The organism is Psychroserpens sp. Hel_I_66 (genome assembly GCF_000799465.1).
Taxonomy (GTDB): Bacteria; Bacteroidota; Bacteroidia; order Flavobacteriales; family Flavobacteriaceae; genus Psychroserpens.
The window spans coordinates 2,664,769-2,686,113 of record NZ_JUGU01000001.1; the positions used below are offsets into that span (position 1 = coordinate 2,664,769).

17 protein-coding genes are annotated in these 21,345 nt (G+C 34.9%); 5 read left to right on the forward strand and 12 right to left on the reverse strand.

Going from position 1 to position 21,345, the window contains the following annotated elements; genetic code table 11:
• Positions 1–90: 90 nt before the first annotated feature.
• Positions 91–1,368, reverse strand: a complete 1,278-nt coding sequence (locus tag GQ40_RS11895) for a hypothetical protein (protein ID WP_047548571.1) — start codon at positions 1,366–1,368, stop codon at positions 91–93.
• Between the two features lie 197 nt (positions 1,369–1,565).
• Here GQ40_RS11895 and GQ40_RS11900 point away from each other — a divergent pair, with 197 nt between their 5' ends.
• From GQ40_RS11900 to GQ40_RS17620, 3 genes are all read left to right on the forward strand, one after another.
• The gene (locus GQ40_RS11900; RefSeq protein ID WP_047548575.1) at positions 1,566–2,909 is read left to right on the forward strand and encodes a deoxyguanosinetriphosphate triphosphohydrolase; all 1,344 of its coding nucleotides are present in this window, start codon (positions 1,566–1,568) and stop codon (positions 2,907–2,909) included.
• A gap of 17 nt (positions 2,910–2,926) precedes the next feature.
• Positions 2,927–5,704, forward strand: coding sequence for a T9SS type A sorting domain-containing protein (locus GQ40_RS11905; RefSeq protein WP_047548578.1), 2,778 nt, complete (start codon positions 2,927–2,929; stop codon positions 5,702–5,704).
• Between the two features lie 134 nt (positions 5,705–5,838).
• Entirely contained in the window at positions 5,839–6,006 is a 168-nt protein-coding gene (locus GQ40_RS17620; protein WP_156115581.1) for a hypothetical protein, read from the forward strand.
• Here GQ40_RS17620 and GQ40_RS11910 read toward each other — a convergent pair.
• Complete coding sequence (locus GQ40_RS11910; protein ID WP_047548581.1) at positions 5,978–7,765, reverse strand: 1-deoxy-D-xylulose-5-phosphate synthase; 1,788 nt, start codon at positions 7,763–7,765, stop codon at positions 5,978–5,980. The genes GQ40_RS17620 and GQ40_RS11910 overlap by 29 nt on opposite strands.
• A gap of 70 nt (positions 7,766–7,835) precedes the next feature.
• Here GQ40_RS11910 and GQ40_RS11915 point away from each other — a divergent pair, with 70 nt between their 5' ends.
• Positions 7,836–8,285 (forward strand): nucleoside deaminase, encoded by a 450-nt coding sequence (locus GQ40_RS11915; RefSeq protein WP_047548584.1) that lies wholly within the window; start codon positions 7,836–7,838, stop codon positions 8,283–8,285.
• Positions 8,286–8,454: 169 nt separating this feature from the next.
• Here the strand turns inward: GQ40_RS11915 and GQ40_RS11920 are convergent, their stop codons facing one another.
• The 6 genes from GQ40_RS11920 to GQ40_RS11945 form a co-directional block, all read right to left on the reverse strand.
• Positions 8,455–8,646 carry a cold-shock protein gene (locus tag GQ40_RS11920; protein ID WP_047548587.1) on the reverse strand — a complete coding sequence of 64 codons (192 nt, stop codon included), beginning with the start codon at positions 8,644–8,646 and terminating at the stop codon, positions 8,455–8,457.
• Positions 8,647–8,816: 170 nt separating this feature from the next.
• Positions 8,817–9,053 (reverse strand): hypothetical protein, encoded by a 237-nt coding sequence (locus GQ40_RS11925; RefSeq protein ID WP_047548591.1) that lies wholly within the window; start codon positions 9,051–9,053, stop codon positions 8,817–8,819.
• 10 nt (positions 9,054–9,063) lie between these two features.
• The gene (locus GQ40_RS11930; protein ID WP_047548594.1) at positions 9,064–10,845 is read right to left on the reverse strand and encodes a chloride channel protein; all 1,782 of its coding nucleotides are present in this window, start codon (positions 10,843–10,845) and stop codon (positions 9,064–9,066) included.
• Between the two features lie 45 nt (positions 10,846–10,890).
• Positions 10,891–12,645 carry an aspartate--tRNA ligase gene (gene aspS / locus GQ40_RS11935; protein WP_047548596.1) on the reverse strand — a complete coding sequence of 585 codons (1,755 nt, stop codon included), beginning with the start codon at positions 12,643–12,645 and terminating at the stop codon, positions 10,891–10,893.
• Positions 12,646–12,813: 168 nt separating this feature from the next.
• On the reverse strand, positions 12,814–13,323 hold the full coding sequence (lysM, locus tag GQ40_RS11940) for a peptidoglycan-binding protein LysM (protein ID WP_047548599.1): 510 nt from the start codon (positions 13,321–13,323) through the stop codon (positions 12,814–12,816).
• 261 nt (positions 13,324–13,584) lie between these two features.
• Positions 13,585–14,535, reverse strand: coding sequence for a hypothetical protein (locus GQ40_RS11945; RefSeq protein ID WP_047548602.1), 951 nt, complete (start codon positions 14,533–14,535; stop codon positions 13,585–13,587).
• Positions 14,536–14,688: 153 nt separating this feature from the next.
• Here GQ40_RS11945 and GQ40_RS11950 point away from each other — a divergent pair, with 153 nt between their 5' ends.
• Positions 14,689–15,690: an NAD(P)H-dependent glycerol-3-phosphate dehydrogenase gene (locus GQ40_RS11950; RefSeq protein ID WP_047548605.1), complete on the forward strand. Its 1,002-nt coding sequence runs from the start codon at positions 14,689–14,691 to the stop codon at positions 15,688–15,690.
• Positions 15,691–15,746: 56 nt separating this feature from the next.
• Here the strand turns inward: GQ40_RS11950 and GQ40_RS11955 are convergent, their stop codons facing one another.
• The 4 genes from GQ40_RS11955 to GQ40_RS11970 are packed head-to-tail and all read right to left on the reverse strand — an operon-like array spanning position 15,747 to position 21,326.
• A complete protein-coding gene (locus tag GQ40_RS11955) occupies positions 15,747–16,142 on the reverse strand; it encodes a hypothetical protein (protein WP_047548608.1) in 396 nt (131 codons plus the stop codon).
• Between the two features lie 17 nt (positions 16,143–16,159).
• A complete protein-coding gene (locus GQ40_RS11960; RefSeq protein ID WP_047548611.1) occupies positions 16,160–16,753 on the reverse strand; it encodes a TetR/AcrR family transcriptional regulator in 594 nt (197 codons plus the stop codon).
• A gap of 9 nt (positions 16,754–16,762) precedes the next feature.
• The gene (locus tag GQ40_RS11965; protein WP_047548614.1) at positions 16,763–18,184 is read right to left on the reverse strand and encodes an efflux transporter outer membrane subunit; all 1,422 of its coding nucleotides are present in this window, start codon (positions 18,182–18,184) and stop codon (positions 16,763–16,765) included.
• A gap of 4 nt (positions 18,185–18,188) precedes the next feature.
• Entirely contained in the window at positions 18,189–21,326 is a 3,138-nt protein-coding gene (locus GQ40_RS11970) for an efflux RND transporter permease subunit (protein ID WP_047548618.1), read from the reverse strand.
• Between the last annotated feature and the right edge of the window lie 19 nt (positions 21,327–21,345).

The following is a 21,345-nucleotide window of genomic DNA, read 5'->3' on the forward strand; positions in this document are numbered from 1 at the left end:
AAACTACTACACGCTAATTGATATATTAATGTGTAGTAGTTTATATAGGTTTCTTTGACTTTTATAAATACCTGTGTATTAAATTTCTATTTAGAAACCTAATCCGCCAGCAGCATTTGCATAAGTCCATGCCAACTCAGAAGTTGTTGCTCCAACTGTATTACCGCCTAAAGCTACTGCAGATGCAGTTGAACCAAAACCAGTTACAGTTACTGTTTCTGCTTTGTTAGCGAAAATACTAGTTACATCTGTAACTCCTGTTGGCAATACAATTTGCCAAGTACCAAACGTTAAAAGTCCGTTGTTGTAGTTTGTTGCAACTCCATCATTATCTAATTCAACATCTGAAGACGCTTTAAACCCATAAGCATAAATATTGCTAGTAGATCCTGTTGCACCACTTCTATAATCTGCATACTCACCATTTTCTGTTACTGTGTTACCAATAATAGTAGCATTTTGCAAAGTAAAAGATCCTGTTGCAGAACCTTCTGGCCCATCAATTTCAAAAGCATGATCAGAAAAATCTCCTAATACAACTACTGCATTGTTTATTGTACCAGAATAAGCTTGGTCAATATCTAATGCATCATCACCTTGTGCCCAAACCAATAGATTTGAAGCGTTAACTGTGCCTCCAAAAAATTCGATTCCGTCATCTACGTTAGCGACAACTTCAATATTAGTAATTACTGTTCCTGATCCAACACCACCAAGTGTTAAACCATTGATTTCATTTCCTTCACCAATTAATGCGCCACCATGTCTAATAGACAAGTACTGCATAACTCCAGAATTGTCACCTGACACAGAACCACCGTATAATCCAAAAGTATCGTCTGCAGGAATACCCTCAATTTGTGCCTCTGTTATATCTCCTGAAAAAGAACAAGGAGCATTACCCAATACAATTAAACCTCCCCAAAGACCTCTATCATTTTCATCTAAGTTTGTTCCAGCAGTTTGCCCACATGCGATGTTGTCTCCAGTTGAAGTAAAAATGATTGGTTGCGTTGGAGTACCTACCGCATTAATTTTAGCCCCTCTAGCAATAATTAAAGCTGAAGCTAAAGAACCAGTTCCTGGAGAACCTTTTATAATTGTACCTTCTTCAATAGTTAATGTTGCACCATTATCTACAACCACTTTTTGGTTTAATTGATATATGTTATCATTTGTCCAAGTTGTGTTTTCGGTAATCGCACCTGTTACAGGAATTACAGGACACGTTTCACCGTCTCCGCCACCGCCATTGTTATTGTTAATAATTGTTACCTCCTCAATAATTATAGGAGTATCATCATCTTTAAAACATCCAGTAAATACTAGAGAAGAAGCAATAAGAGTTGATAAAATTAATTTTTTCATGATAATATTTTTATAGTTTTTTTGATATTCAAGTTTCGCTGCAAAGAAACAAGCATTGTTTGAAATTGAAGTTAATTAGATATTAAACATTAGGTAGCAAAAGGTTAACAAACCGTTACCTAAATCTTGTAATTTCATAAATAGGAAACATTAAATTAACATTGAAAAATGTATCTTGCTCATCTTAAATATTTATAATGAATTGGGAACAGTTATTATCTCTAAAGCGATTTGGAGACTCACATAAACGCTTAAGAAAAGAACAAGACGAAACGCGGTTAGGTTTTGAGGTAGATTATGACCGTATTATTTTTTCTGCGGAATTTAGAAGTCTTCAAGATAAAACCCAGGTTGTACCATTGTCTAAAACAGATTTTGTTCACACCAGGTTGACCCATAGTTTAGAAGTGAGTGTTGTCGGGAGATCTTTAGGCAGAAAAGTAGGTCAGAAAATTTTAAAAAAACACCCACATTTAAGAGATGTTCATGGGTATCAAATCAATGATTTTGGCGCTATCGTCGCTGCTGCAGCTTTGGCACACGACATTGGTAATCCTCCTTTTGGGCATTCTGGCGAAAAAGCAATTGGAGAGTTTTTTAAAACTGGTGAAGGCCGATATTTTGAAGACCAACTTACCAAAAAACAATACGAAGATCTTTGTAGTTTTGAGGGAAATGCCAACGGATTTAAAATTTTAACCGAAAGCAGACAAGGACGAATTGGAGGCCTAAGACTTAGCTATGCCACTCTTGGAGCGTTCACGAAATACCCTAAAGAGTCGCTTCCGAAGAAACCCACAAAACACATTGCAGATAAAAAGTTTGGATTTTTTCAGAAAGAAAAAGAAACTTTTACAGATATTGCTCAGGACTTGGGTTTATTGAAAAGAGGTGATGGAGACGATGTAAGCTATTGTAGGCACCCGCTAGTTTATTTGGTTGAAGCTGCAGATGATATATGTTATACGATTATAGATTTTGAAGATGGAATAAATCTTGGGCTCATTCAAGAAGAATTTGCTTTAGAATATTTGATAAATCTGGTTAGGGATTCTATTCAAACAAAAACGTATAATGCATTACAAAGCACTCAAGACAGATTAAGTTATTTGAGATCTTTAGCTATAAACACTCTAATTACAGAGGCAGTTGAGATTTTTATGCAACACGAAGAGTCTATCCTTAACGGAGAATTCTCTAAAGCTATAATAGATTTTAGTGCTTATGAAGCTCAAATTAATGACATCATAAAATTGAGTGTTTCAAATATATACCAATCCAAAGACGTTATTGACAAAGAGATTGTTGGATATAAGGTTATTAATGAACTTTTAAATATCTTTACAAAAGCTGTATCTAATAATATAACCAACGAACTTTCAAATTTTGATAAGTTAATTATGAAAGTTTTGGAGCCTTATGTAGACTTAGATAACAACAATATTTATGATAATTTATTATCTGTATGTTTTTATGTTTCAAAAATGTCAGATTCTAATGCGATGCTAACCTATCAAAAATTAAAAGGAAACCATTTATAAATAAAAATTGAAAAAGCATGAAAAGAAAATTATTAGTATTTACCTCTCTATTGGCTTTGTTGCTGATTTTTGGTTTAGTTTTTAAAACTAGTTCACAAAAAGACGACACAGAAGCTCTAAGAGAAAAACACACATCTTTTTTAGAGAATAGTCCTTTTAAAGAGACCCAAAAATTATCAAGAAAAGAAAGAAAGGCAATGGGCTTACCTCCAAATGCTTATAATGAGCAATTATGGGAGCTAACCATGAATCCTGCACTAGGAAGACCAACTCCCGAAGTGGCATTAGCTATTCAAGAGGAATTAAAAGCAGAAAGAGAAGCCTTAAGAGGTGTTGGCGGTGATAATTCTAATCCGTGGATAGATAGAGGACCAAATAATCAAGGTGGTAGAACAAGAGGTCTTATGTTTGACCCTAACGATATAAACAATGCGAATCCAGCAGATGATTATACAAGAGTATTTGCAGGAGGTGTATCTGGTGGATTGTGGGTGAATGACGATATCACTGATCCAGATTCTTCATGGACTTTGGTATCTGGGATTCAAGAAAATATTTCTGTAACAGTTATAGTTTCAGATCCAAATGATAGTAATAAGTTTTATGTTGGTTCTGGAGAACCATATATAGGAGCAGATGGTGCTGCTGTAGGTAGAGGTGTTTACAGATCGTTAGATGGTGGTTTGACTTGGGAGAATGTATTTGGAGGATTTACTGGAGTTAGCAATAGCGGACAGGATATCGATGGTATATTTTACGTCAGTGATATCATTGCAAGAGATAATGGTGGTGTTACAGAGCTGTACGCAGCTTTCCCTAGTGGTCGATTTGTGGAAGCTTCAGCTCCAAATAATTTTTTAGGAGGAAATAGTAGAGGTCTTTATAAATCTGTTGATGACGGAGAAACATGGACTCGCTTTGATATTCAATTTACCAACGGAACATATAAAAACCCAAATGATATTGAACTGGATGTCAATAATAATATTTGGTTAACAACCACCTCTAATGAATTGGGACAAGGTGGAGGAGATATTTGGAGATCGACAGATGGCAATTCATTTAGTTTTGTTAGAGGATTTGGCGCATCAGACAGAACAGAATTAGAACCACACCCGACTAATCCTAATATATTTTGGCTTGTATGCAATATTAATGGACAAGCTGATATTTTTATGACTACAGATGCTTTTGCTACTGATGAAAATGTTTCAGTAGTAAACGAGCCAAATGATGTTGATGCAGGAATCCCTGCAACAGATTACACTAGAGGTCAAGCATTTTACGATTTGCCTGTAGAAGCAGATATAAATGGCAACCTTTATGTAGGAGGTATTGATTTATTCAGGTCTACTAACTCTGGTAATACATGGACACAAGTTTCTAAATGGTCCAATAATAATAATTTAAATAATCTAGATGTACCGTTAGTACATGCAGATCAACATGCTATTGTATTTAGACCAGGAACAAATGGTGCAGAAGCTATTTTAGGTAATGACGGTGGTGTTTATTATACAGCAGATATAGCGAATGCAGTTGGCAACCCTGATGCAATCCAAAGTAGAAATAAAGATTATAATACTATTCAATTTTATAATGGTTCGATTGATCAGTCAACTCCAAACACCAATATAGCTGGAGGAACACAGGACAATGGCACTCAGTTTGCTCTTAACGCTAATCCTGGTGCTAATGGATTTTTTGACGCCTTAGGAGGCGATGGTGGTTATACAGAGTTTGGTGAAGATGGAAATTATATCATTACTAATTATCCGGGAAACAGTGCTTTTTTTATTAGTTTGCCAAGTTTTACGAATTTCACGAATATTTCAACATTTGGAGGAGGTAATTTTATTAATGAAGCTGTGCTAGATAAAAATTTAGATATACTATATACAAATGCAACAAGTAATGCCAATGGGATTGCTATTGAACGTATTTCAAACTTTTTACCAGGTGGCCCAGCAACAGATAATGATTTATTGACATCGGGACAATTTAATAGCATTCCAAGCACATTAAAAGTCTCTCCTTTCTCAACATCATCAACAACGTTATTTGTTGGTTTAAGAAGTGGTCGGTTACTACGTGGCTCATTAGCTAATATAACCAATCCTTTTTTTGTGAATATAACTGGTCCAGGATTTGTTGGAAGTATTTCAGATATTGAGTTTGGCCAAAGTCAACAAGAGATTTTTGTTACCATGTACAATTATGGTGTTCAAAGTATTTGGTCAACAAGTGATGGAGGTGCAACTTGGACAGGAATTGAAGGTAATTTACCTGATCTTCCAGTGAGATGTATTCTTCAAAATCCATTAATTCCTGAGGAATTAATTATTGGTACTGAGTTTGGAGTATGGGCTACACCAGATTATACTGTTGCGAATCCTGTGTGGATTCAAGCCTTTAATGGGATGAGTGACGTTACAGTTACAGATCTAGACCTGAAGTCCTCAGATAACACTATTTTAGCATCAACATTTGGTCGTGGATTTTTCACCAGCCAATTCACAAGTCAACCACTTAGCGTCTTAGAAAGCGAATATAATGCTAACGTTGTCACTCTTTTTCCAACAATCTCCAATGGTGAAGTTACCATTAAATCTGAAAGAGATTTAGGTGATGCAAACATTAGTATTTTCAATATTAGCGGACAAAAAGTATTTAATACAACGTCTTATTTATCTGCTTCAAATACAGATTTAAATCTAAATTTGAATTCCGGAATTTACTTTGTTAATATTACTGTTGGTAATTTTTCAGAAACTAAAAAAATTATCATTAAATAAACAAGATATTGAACATAATTAAAAGGGAACTGTAATAGTTCCCTTTTTTAATTCAATGCATTTCATCGAATAAATTTGTGTTTTACCGATAAATACATATATTTGTTTAACCATAATCTTAAACACCTACAACTATGAGAAAGAATATTTTAGGAGCTGCAGTCATATTTTTCGTAACAATAGCATTCCTATTAGTGCTTAAAGATATTACGAGTAATGGCAATCATGAACCTGTACAGAATAATGTAGTTGTAGAGGATTCAAATGAAGATACTAATATTGCGACATTAGATGAACAATAGTAGCATTAAATAAAATACTTAAACTTTCAGCATCAATCTTCAAAGATTGATGTTGTTGTTTTACAGAGGCGTGTTCAATGAAATTATCACTTACACCTAATACTTTTACCGGAATATTATAGTTTTTCGCAGAAGCAAATTCTAAAATAGCACTTCCAAAACCTCCGGTAACTACTCCATCTTCAATAGATATAACAGTTTTATAAAATTTAAAAATTTCATCCAACAAATCTTTATCCAAAGGTTTTACAAAACGCATATCATAATGGGAAATAGCCTCAGCATAATTAACTTCACTAATAGCTTCTTCTACATTTGAAGCCATAACTCCAAAGCTTAAAACAGCAATAAGATTTCCTTTTTTTAATTGAATCCCTTTTCCAATTTTTAATTCTGAAAATGGCACTCTCCAATCAATAATAGATCCTCGACCTCTAGGATAACGAATCGCAATGGGATGTTTTAAACCCAATTGCGCTGTATACATAATATTACGCAACTCAACTTCATTTCTTGGCGCACAAATAATCATATTTGGAATACATCTTAAATACGCTATATCAAATACACCATGATGCGTTGCACCATCTTCTCCTACCAATCCAGCACGATCCAAACAGAAAATCACAGGAAGATTCTGAAGCGCAACATCATGAATAACTTGATCATAAGCACGCTGCAAAAATGTAGAATAAATATTACAAAACACTATCAATCCTTGGGTTGCCATACCCGCAGCCAAAGTAACTGCGTGTTGCTCTGCAATCCCGACATCAAAGGCGCGATCTGGTATTTGGGCCATCATAAATTTTAAGGAACTTCCCGTAGGCATCGCAGGTGTAATCCCCACAATATTTTTATTTAAGTTAGCAAGCTCAACAATAGTATGGCCAAATACATCTTGAAACTTTGGTGCTTCCACTATTTTTTTCTTCGGAAAAACATCTCCTGTAACAGAATCAAATTTACCAGGAGCATGATAGGTTACTTGGTCATCCTCAGCTTGCTTTAATCCTTTTCCTTTGGTTGTTATAACGTGCAGAAACTTGGGCCCCTTAACTGTTTTTAAACGCTCCAGTTCTAAAATCAATGCTTTGAAATCATGTCCATCAATAGGACCGGAATAATCAAAATTCAACGCCTCAAAAATATTATCCTGCTTTTCTTTTCCTTTTTTAACATTGGTCAAATATTGCTTTAAAGCACCAACACTTGGATCAATACCAATAGCATTGTCATTTAAGATGACCAATAAATTTGCAGTGGTAACTCCAGCGTGATTTAATCCTTCAAAAGCCATTCCGCTGGCAATAGACGCATCACCAATTACTGCAATATGCTGTTTATCTTCTCCTTTTAATTGAGATGCAATTGCCATTCCCAAAGCTGCAGAAATTGAAGTCGAAGAATGCCCAACACCAAAAGTGTCATACTCACTTTCTTCACGATTTGGAAATCCACTTAAGCCTCCTTGTTGGCGATTAGTATGAAAAATATTCTTTCTGCCAGTTAAGATCTTATGTCCATAAGCTTGATGGCCAACATCCCAAATGAGTTGGTCATTTGGTGTATCAAAAACATAATGCAAAGCTAAAGTTAATTCCACCACACCTAGACTAGCACCAAGATGACCTTCTTTAGTGGCGACAATATCAATGATGAACTCACGCAACTCTTTAGCGAGTTGTGGAAGCTCATCTTGATTTAATTGTCTTAAATCTTTTGGGAAGTTAATATGTTCTAAAAGAGACGACGTCATTTAACAAAATTACGACAATTGATATTGATTCATACAGCAATAATTATATGATTTTTTTACATTTACATTTATGAAAAACCCTTTTGACGATACCTATTTCATGAAAAAAGCCATGCAAGAGGCAGAAGAAGCTTTTGAAAAAGGTGAAATTCCCGTAGGTGCAGTTATTGTTATTAATGACAGGATTATAGCAAGAGCACACAACCTCACAGAGCTTTTAAACGATGTCACTGCACATGCCGAAATGCAAGCCATCACAGCAGCAGCAAATTTTTTAGGAGGTAAATATTTAGTTAATTGTACATTATATGTCACTTTAGAGCCTTGCCAAATGTGTGCTGGTGCTTTATACTGGAGTCAGATTTCTAGGATAGTCTATGGAGCAAGAGATGAAGAACGTGGTTGTATTGCCTTAGACGCAAAACTGCATCCAAAAACTAAAATGGTTGGAGGCATTATGGCTGATGAAGTTTCGGCTTTATTGAAACGTTTTTTTATTGAAAAACGAAATTTGAATTAAGACCAAGCTCGCGTTAAGGATGGAGGCTTTGTTGGAGCTCCTCGCAGAGAGCGACTGCCGAGAGCCTGACTCTACGAAGCTTTGAACGAAGGAGAGTAACGCCCAAAAAATAAACAAAAAAAACGCCTAACTCTCGTTAGACGTTGAAACTGTAATAAAGTATATCTACTTAAAGAACTTGCACATTTGCAGCTACTAGTCCTTTTCTTCCTTCTTCTTCGTTGTACTCTACACTATCGCCTTCACGTAATTCAACACCGTTAAGGTTTGATACGTGTACGAAAATGTCTTTTCCTGTTTCATCGTTGGTAATGAATCCAAATCCTTTTGAATCATTAAAAAATTTAACTGTTCCAGTCATGGTAAAAAATATATATTAATTAAGACGCAAAGGTATAATTTTAAATGATTCGGTATGTTAATAAATTGTATTTTTTCTTCTGAAACTCTAAAATTAGGCTCTAAAACACTTAAATTCTTATACTCATAATGACTAATTGAGCGTGAAAATTCAAACCCATTTTAACTCAATCAATACTTTCCTTTTTTCTGATTTTCTCTCATTTTATCAAGATTTTCTTGAGAAAGCATATAATCCTTAAGATTTTTATCTTTCCAACGGTGATATATAAACAAAGGAAAAACCACAAAAAACAAACCTAATACTCCAAAGCCAATTAGCTTTTGAGAATAGTCTACCTCAAAAAGAAAACCACATAAAACACTTCCAAAAGAAGCTATTAAAGCAATAATGATAATGTATTTCATTTTAAATGAATTAAGATGATGTAAAATTAATTAGTTCACGACGATAAGCAGTGAGCAACTTAGATTTAGAAACGAAACCATAATAACTTCCTTTCTTTATTACCGGAAGATTCCAAGCTCCACTATCTTGAAATCTACGCATAACATCTTTCATTGAATCACTTTCATAGTAGATATAATCTGGCGGATTGTGCATAAAGGTTTCTACAGATGTGGTTTCGTATAATGACTGGTCAAACATAACCGTTCGTATGTCATCCAATAAAATAATACCAACCAAATATCCATTGTAATCTACAACCGGAAATAAATTTCTGCTCGATTTGGCTACACCTTTATGTAACATTTCACCAAGAGACATTTCGGGATTTAAAATTGTGAAGTCCTTTTCAATAACGCTATCAAGTTTCATTAACGTCAATACAGATTGATCTTTATCATGCGTCAATAGCGCTCCTTTTTCAGCAAGTTCTTTGGTGTAAATGGTATGCTCTATTGTGCTTTTCTTGATTATAAATGACATAGAAACCGTAATCATCAATGGGACGAACAATTGGTAACCACCCGTAATTTCAGCAATTAAAAAAATAGCGGTTAATGGTGCATGCAACACACCCGCAATTAATCCTGCCATACCGAGGAGTGTAAAATTAGTTTCAGAAACCTGAAAACCCAAACCTATATTGTTGATGATTTTTGCAACAACATTGCCCAGTGCACTTCCCATGACCATGGTTGGGATAATGATTCCTCCTGCTCCTCCTGCAGCAAAGGTAGTGGTCATCGCAATGGCTTTAAAAATAGTGATCCCAAACAATAAAGCTATCACAACCCAAATATTATCGAGATAATCATCAAAAGGCGTTTTACCCAAAGCATGCAAGTGATTGCCATCGAGTAAATCATTTATAAATCCAAAACCTTCACCATATAATGGCGGAATGAAATACAACATCACACCAATGGCCAAGCCACCAACCAATAATTTTTGTCCGCTAGTTTTAAAACGTTCAAAAAACTTATATACCGCAAAATAAATTTTAGAGAAATAGATCGATGCTATTCCTGTACCTATTCCCAAAACGATGAAAAAAAGTGTGTCTTGTAATACAAAAGGTGTTGCGATATTGTAATTAAAAAGCACTCCATTTCCGACGAAAAAATAAGATGTCAACACTGAAGATACCGAAGCAATTAATAATGGCAACAACGAAGCAAAGGTTAAGTCTAAACTAAAAACCTCAACGGCAAAAATAATCGCAGCAATTGGTGATTGAAAAATAGAAGCAATTGCACCTGCTGCTGCACAACCAATGAGCAACGTTCTTGTTTTTCTATCCACATGAAATAACTGACCAACATAGGAGCTCACTGCAGAAGCAGAAGCAATAGCTGGACCAAGCAACCCAACCGAACCACCAAAACCAGCAGTTAAAGGCGCTGTAATTAAAGGTAAATAAATTTTGCTTCGTTTGACTAAACCATTCTTTTTTGACAACGAAAATAGAATACTTGGGATGGCGTGTTCAATCTTTTTTTTAGATATGTATTTTACAAATAAATAAACCAGCCAAAGACCAATAGTTGGTAAAATGAAATAGATGCTATTTGCTGAAACTATGACGAGGTGCTCCAATATCCATTGAATTCCGTAAGTAATATTCTTTATAGTTACAGATACCAATCCAGATAATAAACCAATAAGCATCGCCAATAAAAAAACAAAGTTTTTTTGCGAAATATATCTCTGTCGCAAAAGGAGTAAACGCTTTGTTATGGGTTTGATTAGCATAGATTAAATCTACTAAAAAATCCTGCATGAAGCAGGATTTAATATTTATGATTTTAAGTTGAGTTTCAAACTCAATTCTGTTAGTTGATCATCATCAATTGGCGCAGGTGCATCGATCATGACATCACGACCATTATTGTTTTTTGGGAAGGCAATAAAATCACGAATGGTTTCTTGTCCGCCTAAAATCGCAACGAGCCTATCCAATCCAAAAGCGAGTCCGCCATGAGGAGGCGCTCCATATTGAAATGCATCCATTAAAAATCCAAATTGTGCTTTTGCCTCTTCTGGTGTAAACCCTAAATAATCAAACATTAAGGCCTGCGTTTCTTTATCGTGTATACGAATAGAACCACCACCAATCTCGTTTCCGTTGAGGACCAAATCGTAAGCGTTTGCTTTTACATCTCCTGGATTTGTTTTTAATAACTCTAACTGTCCTGGTTTTGGAGAGGTAAATGGATGGTGCATCGCGTGGTAACGCTCTGTATCTTCATCCCATTCTAATAATGGGAAATCCATGACCCAAAGTGGTGCAAATGTTTTAGGATCTCTCAAACCTAAACGTGTTGCCAATTCCATACGCAAGGCACTTAGTTGTGCTCGTACCTTATTTTTTTCTCCGGAAAGTACGCAAATCAAATCACCAGGTTTTGCTCCAGTAACCTCTGCCCAATTTGCCAAATCCTCTTGATCGTAAAATTTATCTACGGAAGATTTAAAGCTTCCGTCATCGTTATACCTGCAATAGACCATGCCTAAAGCTCCAACTTGCGGACGCTTAACCCAATCTATTAATTGATCGATTTCTTTTCTAGTGTAACTGTTTCCGCCAGGAACTGCAATACCGACTACTAATTCCGCAGCATTAAATACTCCAAAATCTTTATGCTGTGCAACTTCGTTTAGTTCACCAAACTCCATCCCAAAACGAATGTCTGGTTTATCGTTTCCGTAGAGACGCATGGCATCGTCGTATAACATTCTTGGGAATTTCTCAACCTCAACTCCGTTCACTTCTTTTACTAAATGACGCGTCAAACCTTCAAAAGCATTTAAAATATCTTCTTGCTCGATAAATGCCATTTCGCAGTCAATCTGTGTGAATTCTGGTTGCCTATCTGCACGAAGATCTTCATCTCTAAAGCATTTTACAATTTGAAAATACTTATCCATACCTCCAACCATCAATAGTTGCTTAAAAGTTTGAGGACTTTGTGGTAAGGCATAAAACTGACCAGCATTCATACGCGAAGGCACGACAAAATCTCGTGCGCCTTCTGGTGTTGACTTGATTAAATATGGTGTTTCTACTTCTATAAATCCTTCTTTAGATAAATAGTTTCTCACTGCTTGAGTGACTTTGTGTCTAAACATCAAACTATTTTTCACAGGGTTACGACGAATATCGAGGTAACGATATTTCATTCGTAATTCTTCACCACCATCGGTTTCATCTTCAATCGTAAAAGGTGGTAATTTGGATTCGTTGAGAATCGTTAATTCAGATACTAAAATCTCAATATCACCAGTTGGCATATTTGGATTTTTAGAGGCACGCTCAATGACTTTTCCCTTGACTTGGATTACGAATTCGCGACCTAAATCCTCTGCACGCTCCATCATTTCTTTTGGTGTGCGCTCTTCATCAAAAACGAGTTGCGTCATCCCGTAGCGATCACGAAGATCTACCCAAACGATAAACCCTTTGTTTCTAGATTTTTGAACCCAACCTGCAAGTGTGACTTCTTTATTGATATGTGATGCTCTTAACTCACCACAATTGTGACTTCTATACATAGTAAAAAAATTAGAACACCTTTAAAAAAATGCTTTGGTGTTTCAGGTTGCAAATTTAATAAGTTAATGGGTTTAATTATATGAAAAGGTAAAATTTCTAATAATTAGATAAAAAAGAAAAGCACAATAAATATTGTGCTTCTATTATTAAATTTTAAATGTGTGTAATTAATCCAAATTAGGAATACGTAACACTTGCCCAACATAAATCTTATCTGGATCTGTTAGCATTGGTTTATTTGCTTCAAAAATTTGTGGGTATTTCATGGCATCACCATAATAGTGTTTTGCAATTTTACCTAAAGTGTCTCCACTAACTACTGCGTGGAATTTTGCTTCTGGTTCTGGATTTTCAACAGTCATTTGATCATCTACTTGAGAGATTCCTGCTGTGTTACCGACTACCAATACTACTTTCTCTTTTGTGGCTTGATCGTGTGCTTCACCAGAGACTCTTGCCATTTCATCCTCCACGTAAACTTTTAGGTTTTCAACATCCAGTTGTAAATCCCTAATTGTTTCTTCCATATTTCTTGCTGCTGCTTCTTCTAGACGTAACTCTGTTGCATCTGCTTCTCTAGTTGCTTTTGCTCTTGCTTCAGCTGCTTCTTCTTCTGTTGTTTTTCCTATTCCGAAGACTTTTGCTCCTGCGTTTTTAATAAATGAAAATAATCCCATAGTTGTTTTTGGTTTTTATGAACTGTTGTTGATTGGATATTTCCGAAAAAAAAAATCCTTAAAGTTCTTGTTAATGTTATAACTGTAAAGTTGGCGAAAATCTTTTATAAATGCAATAATTATCAGTATTAAGACTATCGCTTTTCAATAATATTATGACACGTTTGCCCTGAGAATGTCACTCTGATTTTATTGAAAAAGAAAACGCCCAACTCAAATGAATGAGTTGGACGTTTCTGGAGACTAAATAACCAACCAAATCTAGCTCCTTGTATTTACCCTTGGGTTATCTTTTTTAGCAGTTTTCTGCTTACGTTTTTTTAATTCTTTTTTACCTTCAATTTTTCGTCCCTGAGCATCGGTTTCTCTTAAGTATTGAATGTAACCTCGTCCTGTAAATTCGTAAACGGTTTCAGACGATGGATGGAACAATTCTATCCTTTGGTCATTTATAACGCTTAACTCAAAGTATTCATTGTCGAAGAAATCATAATCTAGTGTTAATGTTTTTAAGTACATATTGTTGCTCAAATTACCTACACCGTAGACTCCTGTATAATCCCAGAAAATATTGTCTGGATTTGAGATGTTTGCATCTTGTGAGCTTCTAAACTCTGAGTCATTTCCGCCAGCTAAAAACTGAAGGTAGTTCTCGTTATCAAATTCATTGATCGCTCCAAATTGACTGGTATATGTTTTTTCCCAGGCTTCATATTCTTGTAAGAAATAATGAATGTTATCATAAAACACAAAATCATAATCAAAAGTGCTTCTTTGGTAACCGTTCAAGAAATAGGAGGTATCATTGAAAGGGTTATATAATTCTATCGTGTTATTATCAATTTGATATACATCAAACGTTTCAAAACCATCAATATCGTGATTGATATCTAAAATCATATCATAAGTATCATAAACACCAACATCAATACCATAACCGTTACCTTGATTTCCAAAACCTACAAGATTATTGTTTGCGAATAATACTCCGTTTCTAAAAGACATTGTAAATGCTATATCCAAAAATGGTGTTTCACCATACCCAGTGGTTTGATTGAGGTCAACATACCATAACTCATAAGAATTCAATAATTGATTTAGAGAAATCGATGGGTTATTATTATAATCGTTCACAATAATCTCGTCTGTATAACATGACGTGAATAATGTCGCTGTTAAAGCAAAACCTAAAAGTAGTTTCATCGTTCTCATAATCGTTCGTTTTTGTGATTTCTATATTATAGATTTCAAAACGCGTGCCAAAAATAAAAGTTGCTTTGTTTTCTCTTCGGAAATAGGCCATAAAATGCTTATTTTTGAAACAACATATTATGAGTTTTTAAAACAAAGATTGATACACGGTATATGAGTGAGCCATTAAAATATGCAGTATTTGGAGCAGGAAGTTGGGCAACAGCAATTGTTAAAATGCTTTGCGAAAATCTAGATGAAGTGGGTTGGTACATGCGTAGTGTTTACACTAAAGAACATTTAATAAAAGAGCAACATAACCCAAGTTATTTAAGCTCTGTAGAATTTAATATCAAACAACTTAAACTAAGCAATGATATTAATGAAATTGCTGAGTGGGCAGATGTTTTGATTTTTGTAATCCCGTCTGCTTTTATCCATGGAGAATTACAAAAACTAACGATCGATATATCTAATAAAACGATTGTTTCCGCAGTAAAAGGGATTATGCCAGAAACAGGCAAATTGGTTGGTGAGCAATTTCATGATGAATATAATATCCCTTTTGAAAATATTGCAGTGATTGCAGGACCTTGCCACGCAGAGGAAGTTGCTCTTGAGCGATTATCATATTTAACGATTTCTTGCGATGATGCCAAAAAAGCCCAGCATATAGCAGACGCTTTATCTAGCGACTACATCAAGACCAAAATTAGCGACGATATCATTGGTACAGAATACGCAGTAATGTTAAAGAATATTTATGCTATTGCTGCAGGTATTGCTCATGGTTTAGGATATGGTGATAATTTTCAAAGTGTGTTGATGAGCAATGCGATTAGAGAGATGAAGCGATTTATCAAAAAAATGCACAAGATGAAACGTAACATCAATGACTCTGCTTATTTGGGAGATTTATTGGTGACCGGTTATTCTACGTTTTCCCGAAACCGAATGTTTGGAAATATGATTGGAAAGGGCTACACCGTAAAATCTGCACAAATGGAAATGAGCATGGTTGCTGAAGGGTATTACGCCACAAAAAGTGCACATGAACTCAACAAAAAGAATAAAAAGAAAACTCGACTTCCTATTATAAATGCGGTTTATGAGATTTTGTATGAGAACAAGAATCCCAAGAAAGTTTTTGGGAAATTGACAGATAAACTTGACTAGCTGTTGCCTATTAGCCTTTTACCATTAGCTCAAAGCCAACCGCCAAATGCTATAAGCTATTTGACCAAAACCCCTTTCAACTGCATTAAGGGAATTGTTTGTAAAGCCTTTGTATTAATCGTATTTTTTCTAAAGAGATATGTTTTATCGCACATTTGATTACCCTCAAAAAACGTGACTTTAAATTCATTGTTTAGTTGAAGTACTTCATTTTGCATAAATTCAATCTTAGCGTAGCTTCTTGCTGGTAAAAGCGATATTGTATGACGCATTGGAGGTGTCATTTTTTCTTCGGAATAACCTTTCGATACAATCAAAACGGTATCTAAGTCGACATCTTTGTTATTGATGATGTAAGCATTCCAATCATCTGTTTTATATTCTGGATGCTGTTCTTGAACAACTGCAACGAATACGTCTTCTACTTTTGGGATGTGGATGTCCTTTTTCATATTTCAAAAATAATAAACTATTCAAAATAAGAATTAGAATAGTTACTTGTTATTATTCCTTTTAAATTATAAACCACTAAATGCTTAAAAAGCTCTTCTGTTGGGTATGCTTCAGATAAATTATTCTCTTTAAATATGAGATTATCGATCCTATAAAAATAAATTCTGACTATTAATTCTAAATTAATTTCCTTTTTAACACTACCAGATTCTTGTGCTTGCTTAAATAATTCAAAAACTATACGATTTGACAGTTCATCAACAAACTCATTAAATAAAGTTATTGCTTTTGGGTAATACTTCTCGAGCCCAAAAAGGAAAGAGGGCTTAAAGTATTTTAAATACTCAAACCCTTTTTTGTAAATTAGAATAACGCATAAAATAGGGTCCTTTCCATTACTTGCAATCAAACTATTTATATCTTTTTTATAATCATTTAACAAGCTTTCAATACTTGAAGTGACTAAATCTTCTTTATTATCAAAAAACGTGTATATCGTTTTTTTAGAAATACCAAGCTCATTTGCTAACTCATCTAAAGTAACGTGCTTGCTTCCAAATTGGGTAAACTTATTTACAGAATATTTTAATAATTCTTCTTTAGTAATCATCCTTAGATTTTACCTCCAACCACCGCCAAGGGCTTCGTATAAATCCACAATAGAGACCAATTGTTGTAATCTACTGTCTATAATATTTAGTTCTGCGTTTAAAGCGCTTTCCCTTGCTGTTAACAAATCTAGATAATTTGCATAACCATTTTTTAGCAACTCTTCAGAATTTGACTCAGCTGTACGCAATGCTTCAACCTCATTTTTTCTGAATTCGTATTTTCTAGTTTCAGATTCGTAAGAAAATAAAGCATTGGACACTTCACTTGCAGAAACTAATAAGGTCTTTTTAAACTCAAGTAAAGATTGCTCCTGCTGCGCTATGGCAACTTCTTTCTCTGTTCTAAGTTGTCGCTTATTAAATAAGGGTTGCATTAATCCTCCAACAATATTTGCGAAAAATGAGTTTGCACTTAATAATTTATCTAATTCCAAACTTTGTAAGCCTCCAGAAGCTGTTAATGTCAATGACGGATACAAATTGCTTTTAGCCACATTTGTCAATTCAAAAGATTGGATCAAATTGTATTCCGCAGCCATAACGTCTGGTCGATTGCTAAGCAAAGACGCTGGTACGCCAAGTTTTATTTCTTGTTCTATTTTCTGAAGGTCTAAAGAACTTCTTTCAAAATTTTGAGGTGCTTTTCCCAATAAAATACTTAAGGTATTTTCTGTTTTAAAAATAGCAGTTTCAACATCTACCTGTAAGGCTTTAACATTATTATATTGCGCTATGTTTTGATCTACAGCAACTTGAGTTACCTGTCCCGCGTCTTTTAACGCTTTAATCGTCTCCACACCACTTTCTCGAGTTGCGATGGTTTGCTTTGTAACTTCCAATTGCGCATCCAAAGCTAATAAATTATAATAGGTGTTCGCAATGCTTGAAATCAACTGTGTCTTTACAGCTTGATGACCTGCAACACTTTGTAGATAAGCTGCTTGAGTTGCTCTTTTATTACTTCTTATTTTTCCCCATATATCTGCTTCCCAAGAGAGGTTTGCAGTAATATCAAATTGATCTGTTGAAGTGTCATTCAAAAACGCACCAAATTGGCTGTTTTTGGATAATTCTTGATGCGTCCAATTTGTACCTATATTCGCAGATGGAAAATAGCCAGCTCTCCCTTGTTTTGCATAAGCTTCCGCAGCTATCATTTGCTGAATGGCAATACGTACGTCCATGTTGTTCTGCAATCCTTCTTCTATATATTTTTGAAGGTATTGATCTGAAAACAGATTTTTCCAAGAAACATCTGCCATAGACACGCTATCTGTTGGTAAATTTTCTGTTCTGTAAAGTGCTTCTGTTTCGATATTTAATTCTGGTCTCTCATAATCCTTTGCCACAAAACAACTTTGCAACGTCAAGGCTACCACCAATATTAAAGCACCTTTGCTGAAATTTTTATATTTTAAAATTGATTTCATCGTTTTATTCTTCAATAGATTTTACTGTTGGTTTACTCGATATTTTTTCTTGTAACCATTGAAATAATATAAATAGGATAGGAATAACGAAAACTCCTAAAAGTGTCCCGATTAACATACCACCTGCTGCTCCTGTACCAATGGAGTTATTACCTTCAGAGCCCACTCCTTTTGCCAATACCAAAGGCATTAAACCTAAGATAAATGCAAATGAGGTCATTAAAATTGGACGCAAACGAGATTTAGCACCATTAATCGCTGCGTTAACAATGCTCTCACCGTTTTTTCTGCGTTGTATTGCAAACTCTACGATAAGTATGGCATTTTTGGCCAGTAGACCAATGAGCATGATTAAGGCAATTTGAAAATAAATGTTGTTTTCTAATCCAAAAAGTTTCGTGCTAATATAGGCTCCAAAAACACCAAATGGTAATGATAATACCACTGCAAAAGGCAGCAAATAACTCTCATATTGCGCGCTTAATAAGAAATACACAAACAGAATACTTAATATAAATATAAAGGTGGTTTGGTTTCCTGCGTTTACTTCTTCACGGGTTAAACCAGAATAAGCAACTGTATAATTACTTGGTAATTTTGCAACCTCTTCTTCAATAACCCTTATGGCATCTCCAGTACTAAACCCTTCATTTGTTGCACCCGTTATGGTTGTTGAATTGAATAAATTGAAACGTGTTACCGATTGCGGTCCATACACACGTTTTAAAGTAACAAACTGAGTGATTGGTGTCATTTCTCCGGTCTCTGTTCTTACATACATGCTATTTAGTGCGCTTTCATCTGCCCTATCTTCTGGTAGCGCTTGAATGTAAACCCTAAATTGTTTTCCAAATTTAGAAAAATCAGAAGCATAAACACCTCCAATATAGCCTTGTAATGTTGAAAAAATACTGGTAACCGAAACCCCTTTTTCTTTAGCCAATGGCACATTGACTTCCATTTCGTACTGCGGATAATTTGTACTGAAAGATGACGTCGCATATTTAATTTCTGGATGACTCATCAAAGCGCCAGAGAATTCCTTATTGGCTTGGTCTAAATCGGTAAATTCTCCTCCAAATTTATCTAATAAATTAACCTCAAACCCTGCTGAATTTCCAAAACCACGAATACTTGGTGGTGAGAAGAAAATAATTTTTGCCTCTGGGATTGTGGAAGCAATGCCAAATAATTTTCCTGTTATTGTTTCTACTGAAAGTGAAGCATCTCCACGTTCTCCCCAATCTTCAAGTTTAATAATACCAAAACCATAATTACTACCTGCTCCAGAAATTAAGCTTCTACCCTTAATAAAATTGACCGCATTGACACCATCTACACCTTCAATTTTACTATATAAATCCTTAGAAACCGCATTGGTTCTGTCTAATGAAGCACCAGGTGGTAATTCTATATTTGCAAAAATAATTCCTCTATCTTCATTTGGTACAAATCCTGTAGGTGTTGTTGTAGATGCCCAATAAATACCAACTCCAGCAATAACTAGCAATAGAACCGAAATGATCTTTCTCTTATATAAAAACTCAAGGGATTTACCATAACGATTAACTGTAGCATTAAACCCTCTATTAAATAAGGTGTAAAAACGCTTCAAAGGACCTTTTCCCTTAAGGTCTTCGTCTTCTTTATGTTCTTTCAAAAATAAAGCGCACAATGCAGGACTTAATGTTAACGCATTGACCGCGGAAATTAAAATAGCTATAATTAAGGTGACGCCAAATTGCTCATAAAATACGCCTGTTGGACCTGTTACAAAAGTTACAGGAATAAATACCGCAGCCATTACCAATGTTATCGAGATAATAGCTCCAGAAATTTCATTCATCGCTGTTAATGTTGCTTTTTTAGGGTTGTGTTCTCCTTCATCCATTTTAGCATGTACTGCCTCGACGACCACAATAGCATCATCAACCACAATGCCTATGGCAAGCACCAAAGCAAAGAGTGTTAAAAGATTGATAGAATAGCCAAAAACATTTAAGAAAAAGAATGTACCTATAATAGAAACAGGAACTGCAATTGCAGGTATCAATGTAGAACGAAAATCTTGTAAGAAAATAAATACCACTAAAAACACTAGTAAAAAAGCCTCTAACAATGTGCTCACTACTTTTTCAATAGAAGCATTTAAGAATAAACTTGTATCATATGGTACAAAAATATCTAAACCCTCAGGAAGGTCTTTTTTTACTGCTTCTAAAGTCGTTTTAATATTCTCTATAATCTCTTGTGCATTAGAACCCTTTGTTTGAAAGATCCCCGTAAATACCGCAGGATTTCCCAAACTCATCGCATTTGAAGAATAAGATTGTGCATCTAACTCAATGGTAGCTACATCCTTTAGACGCAAAAACTCTCCGTTTCCTAAAGCTTTAATTACGATATCGCTATACTGACTTTGGTTTTTAAAACGACCACTATAAGTTAACGTGTAAGAGAATGATTCTCCGTTATTTTGACCTAAAGAACCTGCTGCAGCTTCTAAATTTTGTTCTGCTAATGCTGCTGAAATATCTGATGGAATTAAATTATAGGCTGCTAATTTTTCTGGGTTTAACCAAATACGCATTGCATAATCTTGTTGTGAGAATACACTAACATCACCAACACCACTAATACGCTGCATGGCAGGAATCACATTTATTTTTAAATAATTCTGAATAAATGTAGCATCATAGTTATCACTTTCAGAATACATAGAGATAAACATCAACGCACTGGTCTCTTGTTTTTGTGTAGTAACACCAGTTTGAATCACCTCTTGAGGCAATAATGGGTTTGCTCTTGCCACACGGTTTTGTACGTTTACAGCTGCAATATCTGCATCAATTTGCTGGTCAAAATAAACTGTGATTTCCGCAGAACCCGTGTTAGATGCTGTAGAGGTAATATATGTCATACCTTCAACACCATTAATTTGTTCTTCTATAGGGATTATGACACTCTCTAAAACCGTTTCTGCATTTGCTCCAGTATAATTTGCCGAAACCTTTATGGTTGGTGGTGCAATATCAGGATATTCTTCTATAGGTAAACTCGTTATACTGATGACTCCAAGCATCACTATAATTATAGAAATTACTGTTGAAAGCACTGGTCTTTCAATAAATGTTTTTAACATGGATACTGTTTTTTTTAGT

Bases quoted from the DNA above. Each gene is read 5' to 3' on its own strand.
- GQ40_RS11955 (WP_047548608.1), bottom strand. From the start codon at position 16,142: ATGAAAAAGGACATCCACATCCCAAAAGTAGAAGACGTATTCGTTGCA.
- GQ40_RS11925 (WP_047548591.1), bottom strand. From the start codon at position 9,053: ATGAAATACATTATCATTATTGCTTTAATAGCTTCTTTTGGAAGTGTT.
- GQ40_RS11910 (WP_047548581.1), bottom strand. From the start codon at position 7,765: ATGACGTCGTCTCTTTTAGAACATATTAACTTCCCAAAAGATTTAAGA.
- lysM (WP_047548599.1), bottom strand. From the start codon at position 13,323: ATGGGATTATTTTCATTTATTAAAAACGCAGGAGCAAAAGTCTTCGGA.
- GQ40_RS11895 (WP_047548571.1), bottom strand. From the start codon at position 1,368: ATGAAAAAATTAATTTTATCAACTCTTATTGCTTCTTCTCTAGTATTT.
- GQ40_RS11930 (WP_047548594.1), bottom strand. From the start codon at position 10,845: ATGCTAATCAAACCCATAACAAAGCGTTTACTCCTTTTGCGACAGAGA.
- GQ40_RS11960 (WP_047548611.1), bottom strand. From the start codon at position 16,753: ATGATTACTAAAGAAGAATTATTAAAATATTCTGTAAATAAGTTTACC.
- GQ40_RS11900 (WP_047548575.1), top strand. From the start codon at position 1,566: ATGAATTGGGAACAGTTATTATCTCTAAAGCGATTTGGAGACTCACAT.
- GQ40_RS11905 (WP_047548578.1), top strand. From the start codon at position 2,927: ATGAAAAGAAAATTATTAGTATTTACCTCTCTATTGGCTTTGTTGCTG.
- GQ40_RS11915 (WP_047548584.1), top strand. From the start codon at position 7,836: ATGAAAAACCCTTTTGACGATACCTATTTCATGAAAAAAGCCATGCAA.
- aspS (WP_047548596.1), bottom strand. From the start codon at position 12,645: ATGTATAGAAGTCACAATTGTGGTGAGTTAAGAGCATCACATATCAAT.
- GQ40_RS11950 (WP_047548605.1), top strand. From the start codon at position 14,689: ATGAGTGAGCCATTAAAATATGCAGTATTTGGAGCAGGAAGTTGGGCA.
- GQ40_RS11965 (WP_047548614.1), bottom strand. From the start codon at position 18,184: ATGAAATCAATTTTAAAATATAAAAATTTCAGCAAAGGTGCTTTAATA.
- GQ40_RS11920 (WP_047548587.1), bottom strand. From the start codon at position 8,646: ATGACTGGAACAGTTAAATTTTTTAATGATTCAAAAGGATTTGGATTC.
- GQ40_RS11970 (WP_047548618.1), bottom strand. From the start codon at position 21,326: ATGTTAAAAACATTTATTGAAAGACCAGTGCTTTCAACAGTAATTTCT.
- GQ40_RS17620 (WP_156115581.1), top strand. From the start codon at position 5,839: ATGAGAAAGAATATTTTAGGAGCTGCAGTCATATTTTTCGTAACAATA.
- GQ40_RS11945 (WP_047548602.1), bottom strand. From the start codon at position 14,535: ATGAGAACGATGAAACTACTTTTAGGTTTTGCTTTAACAGCGACATTA.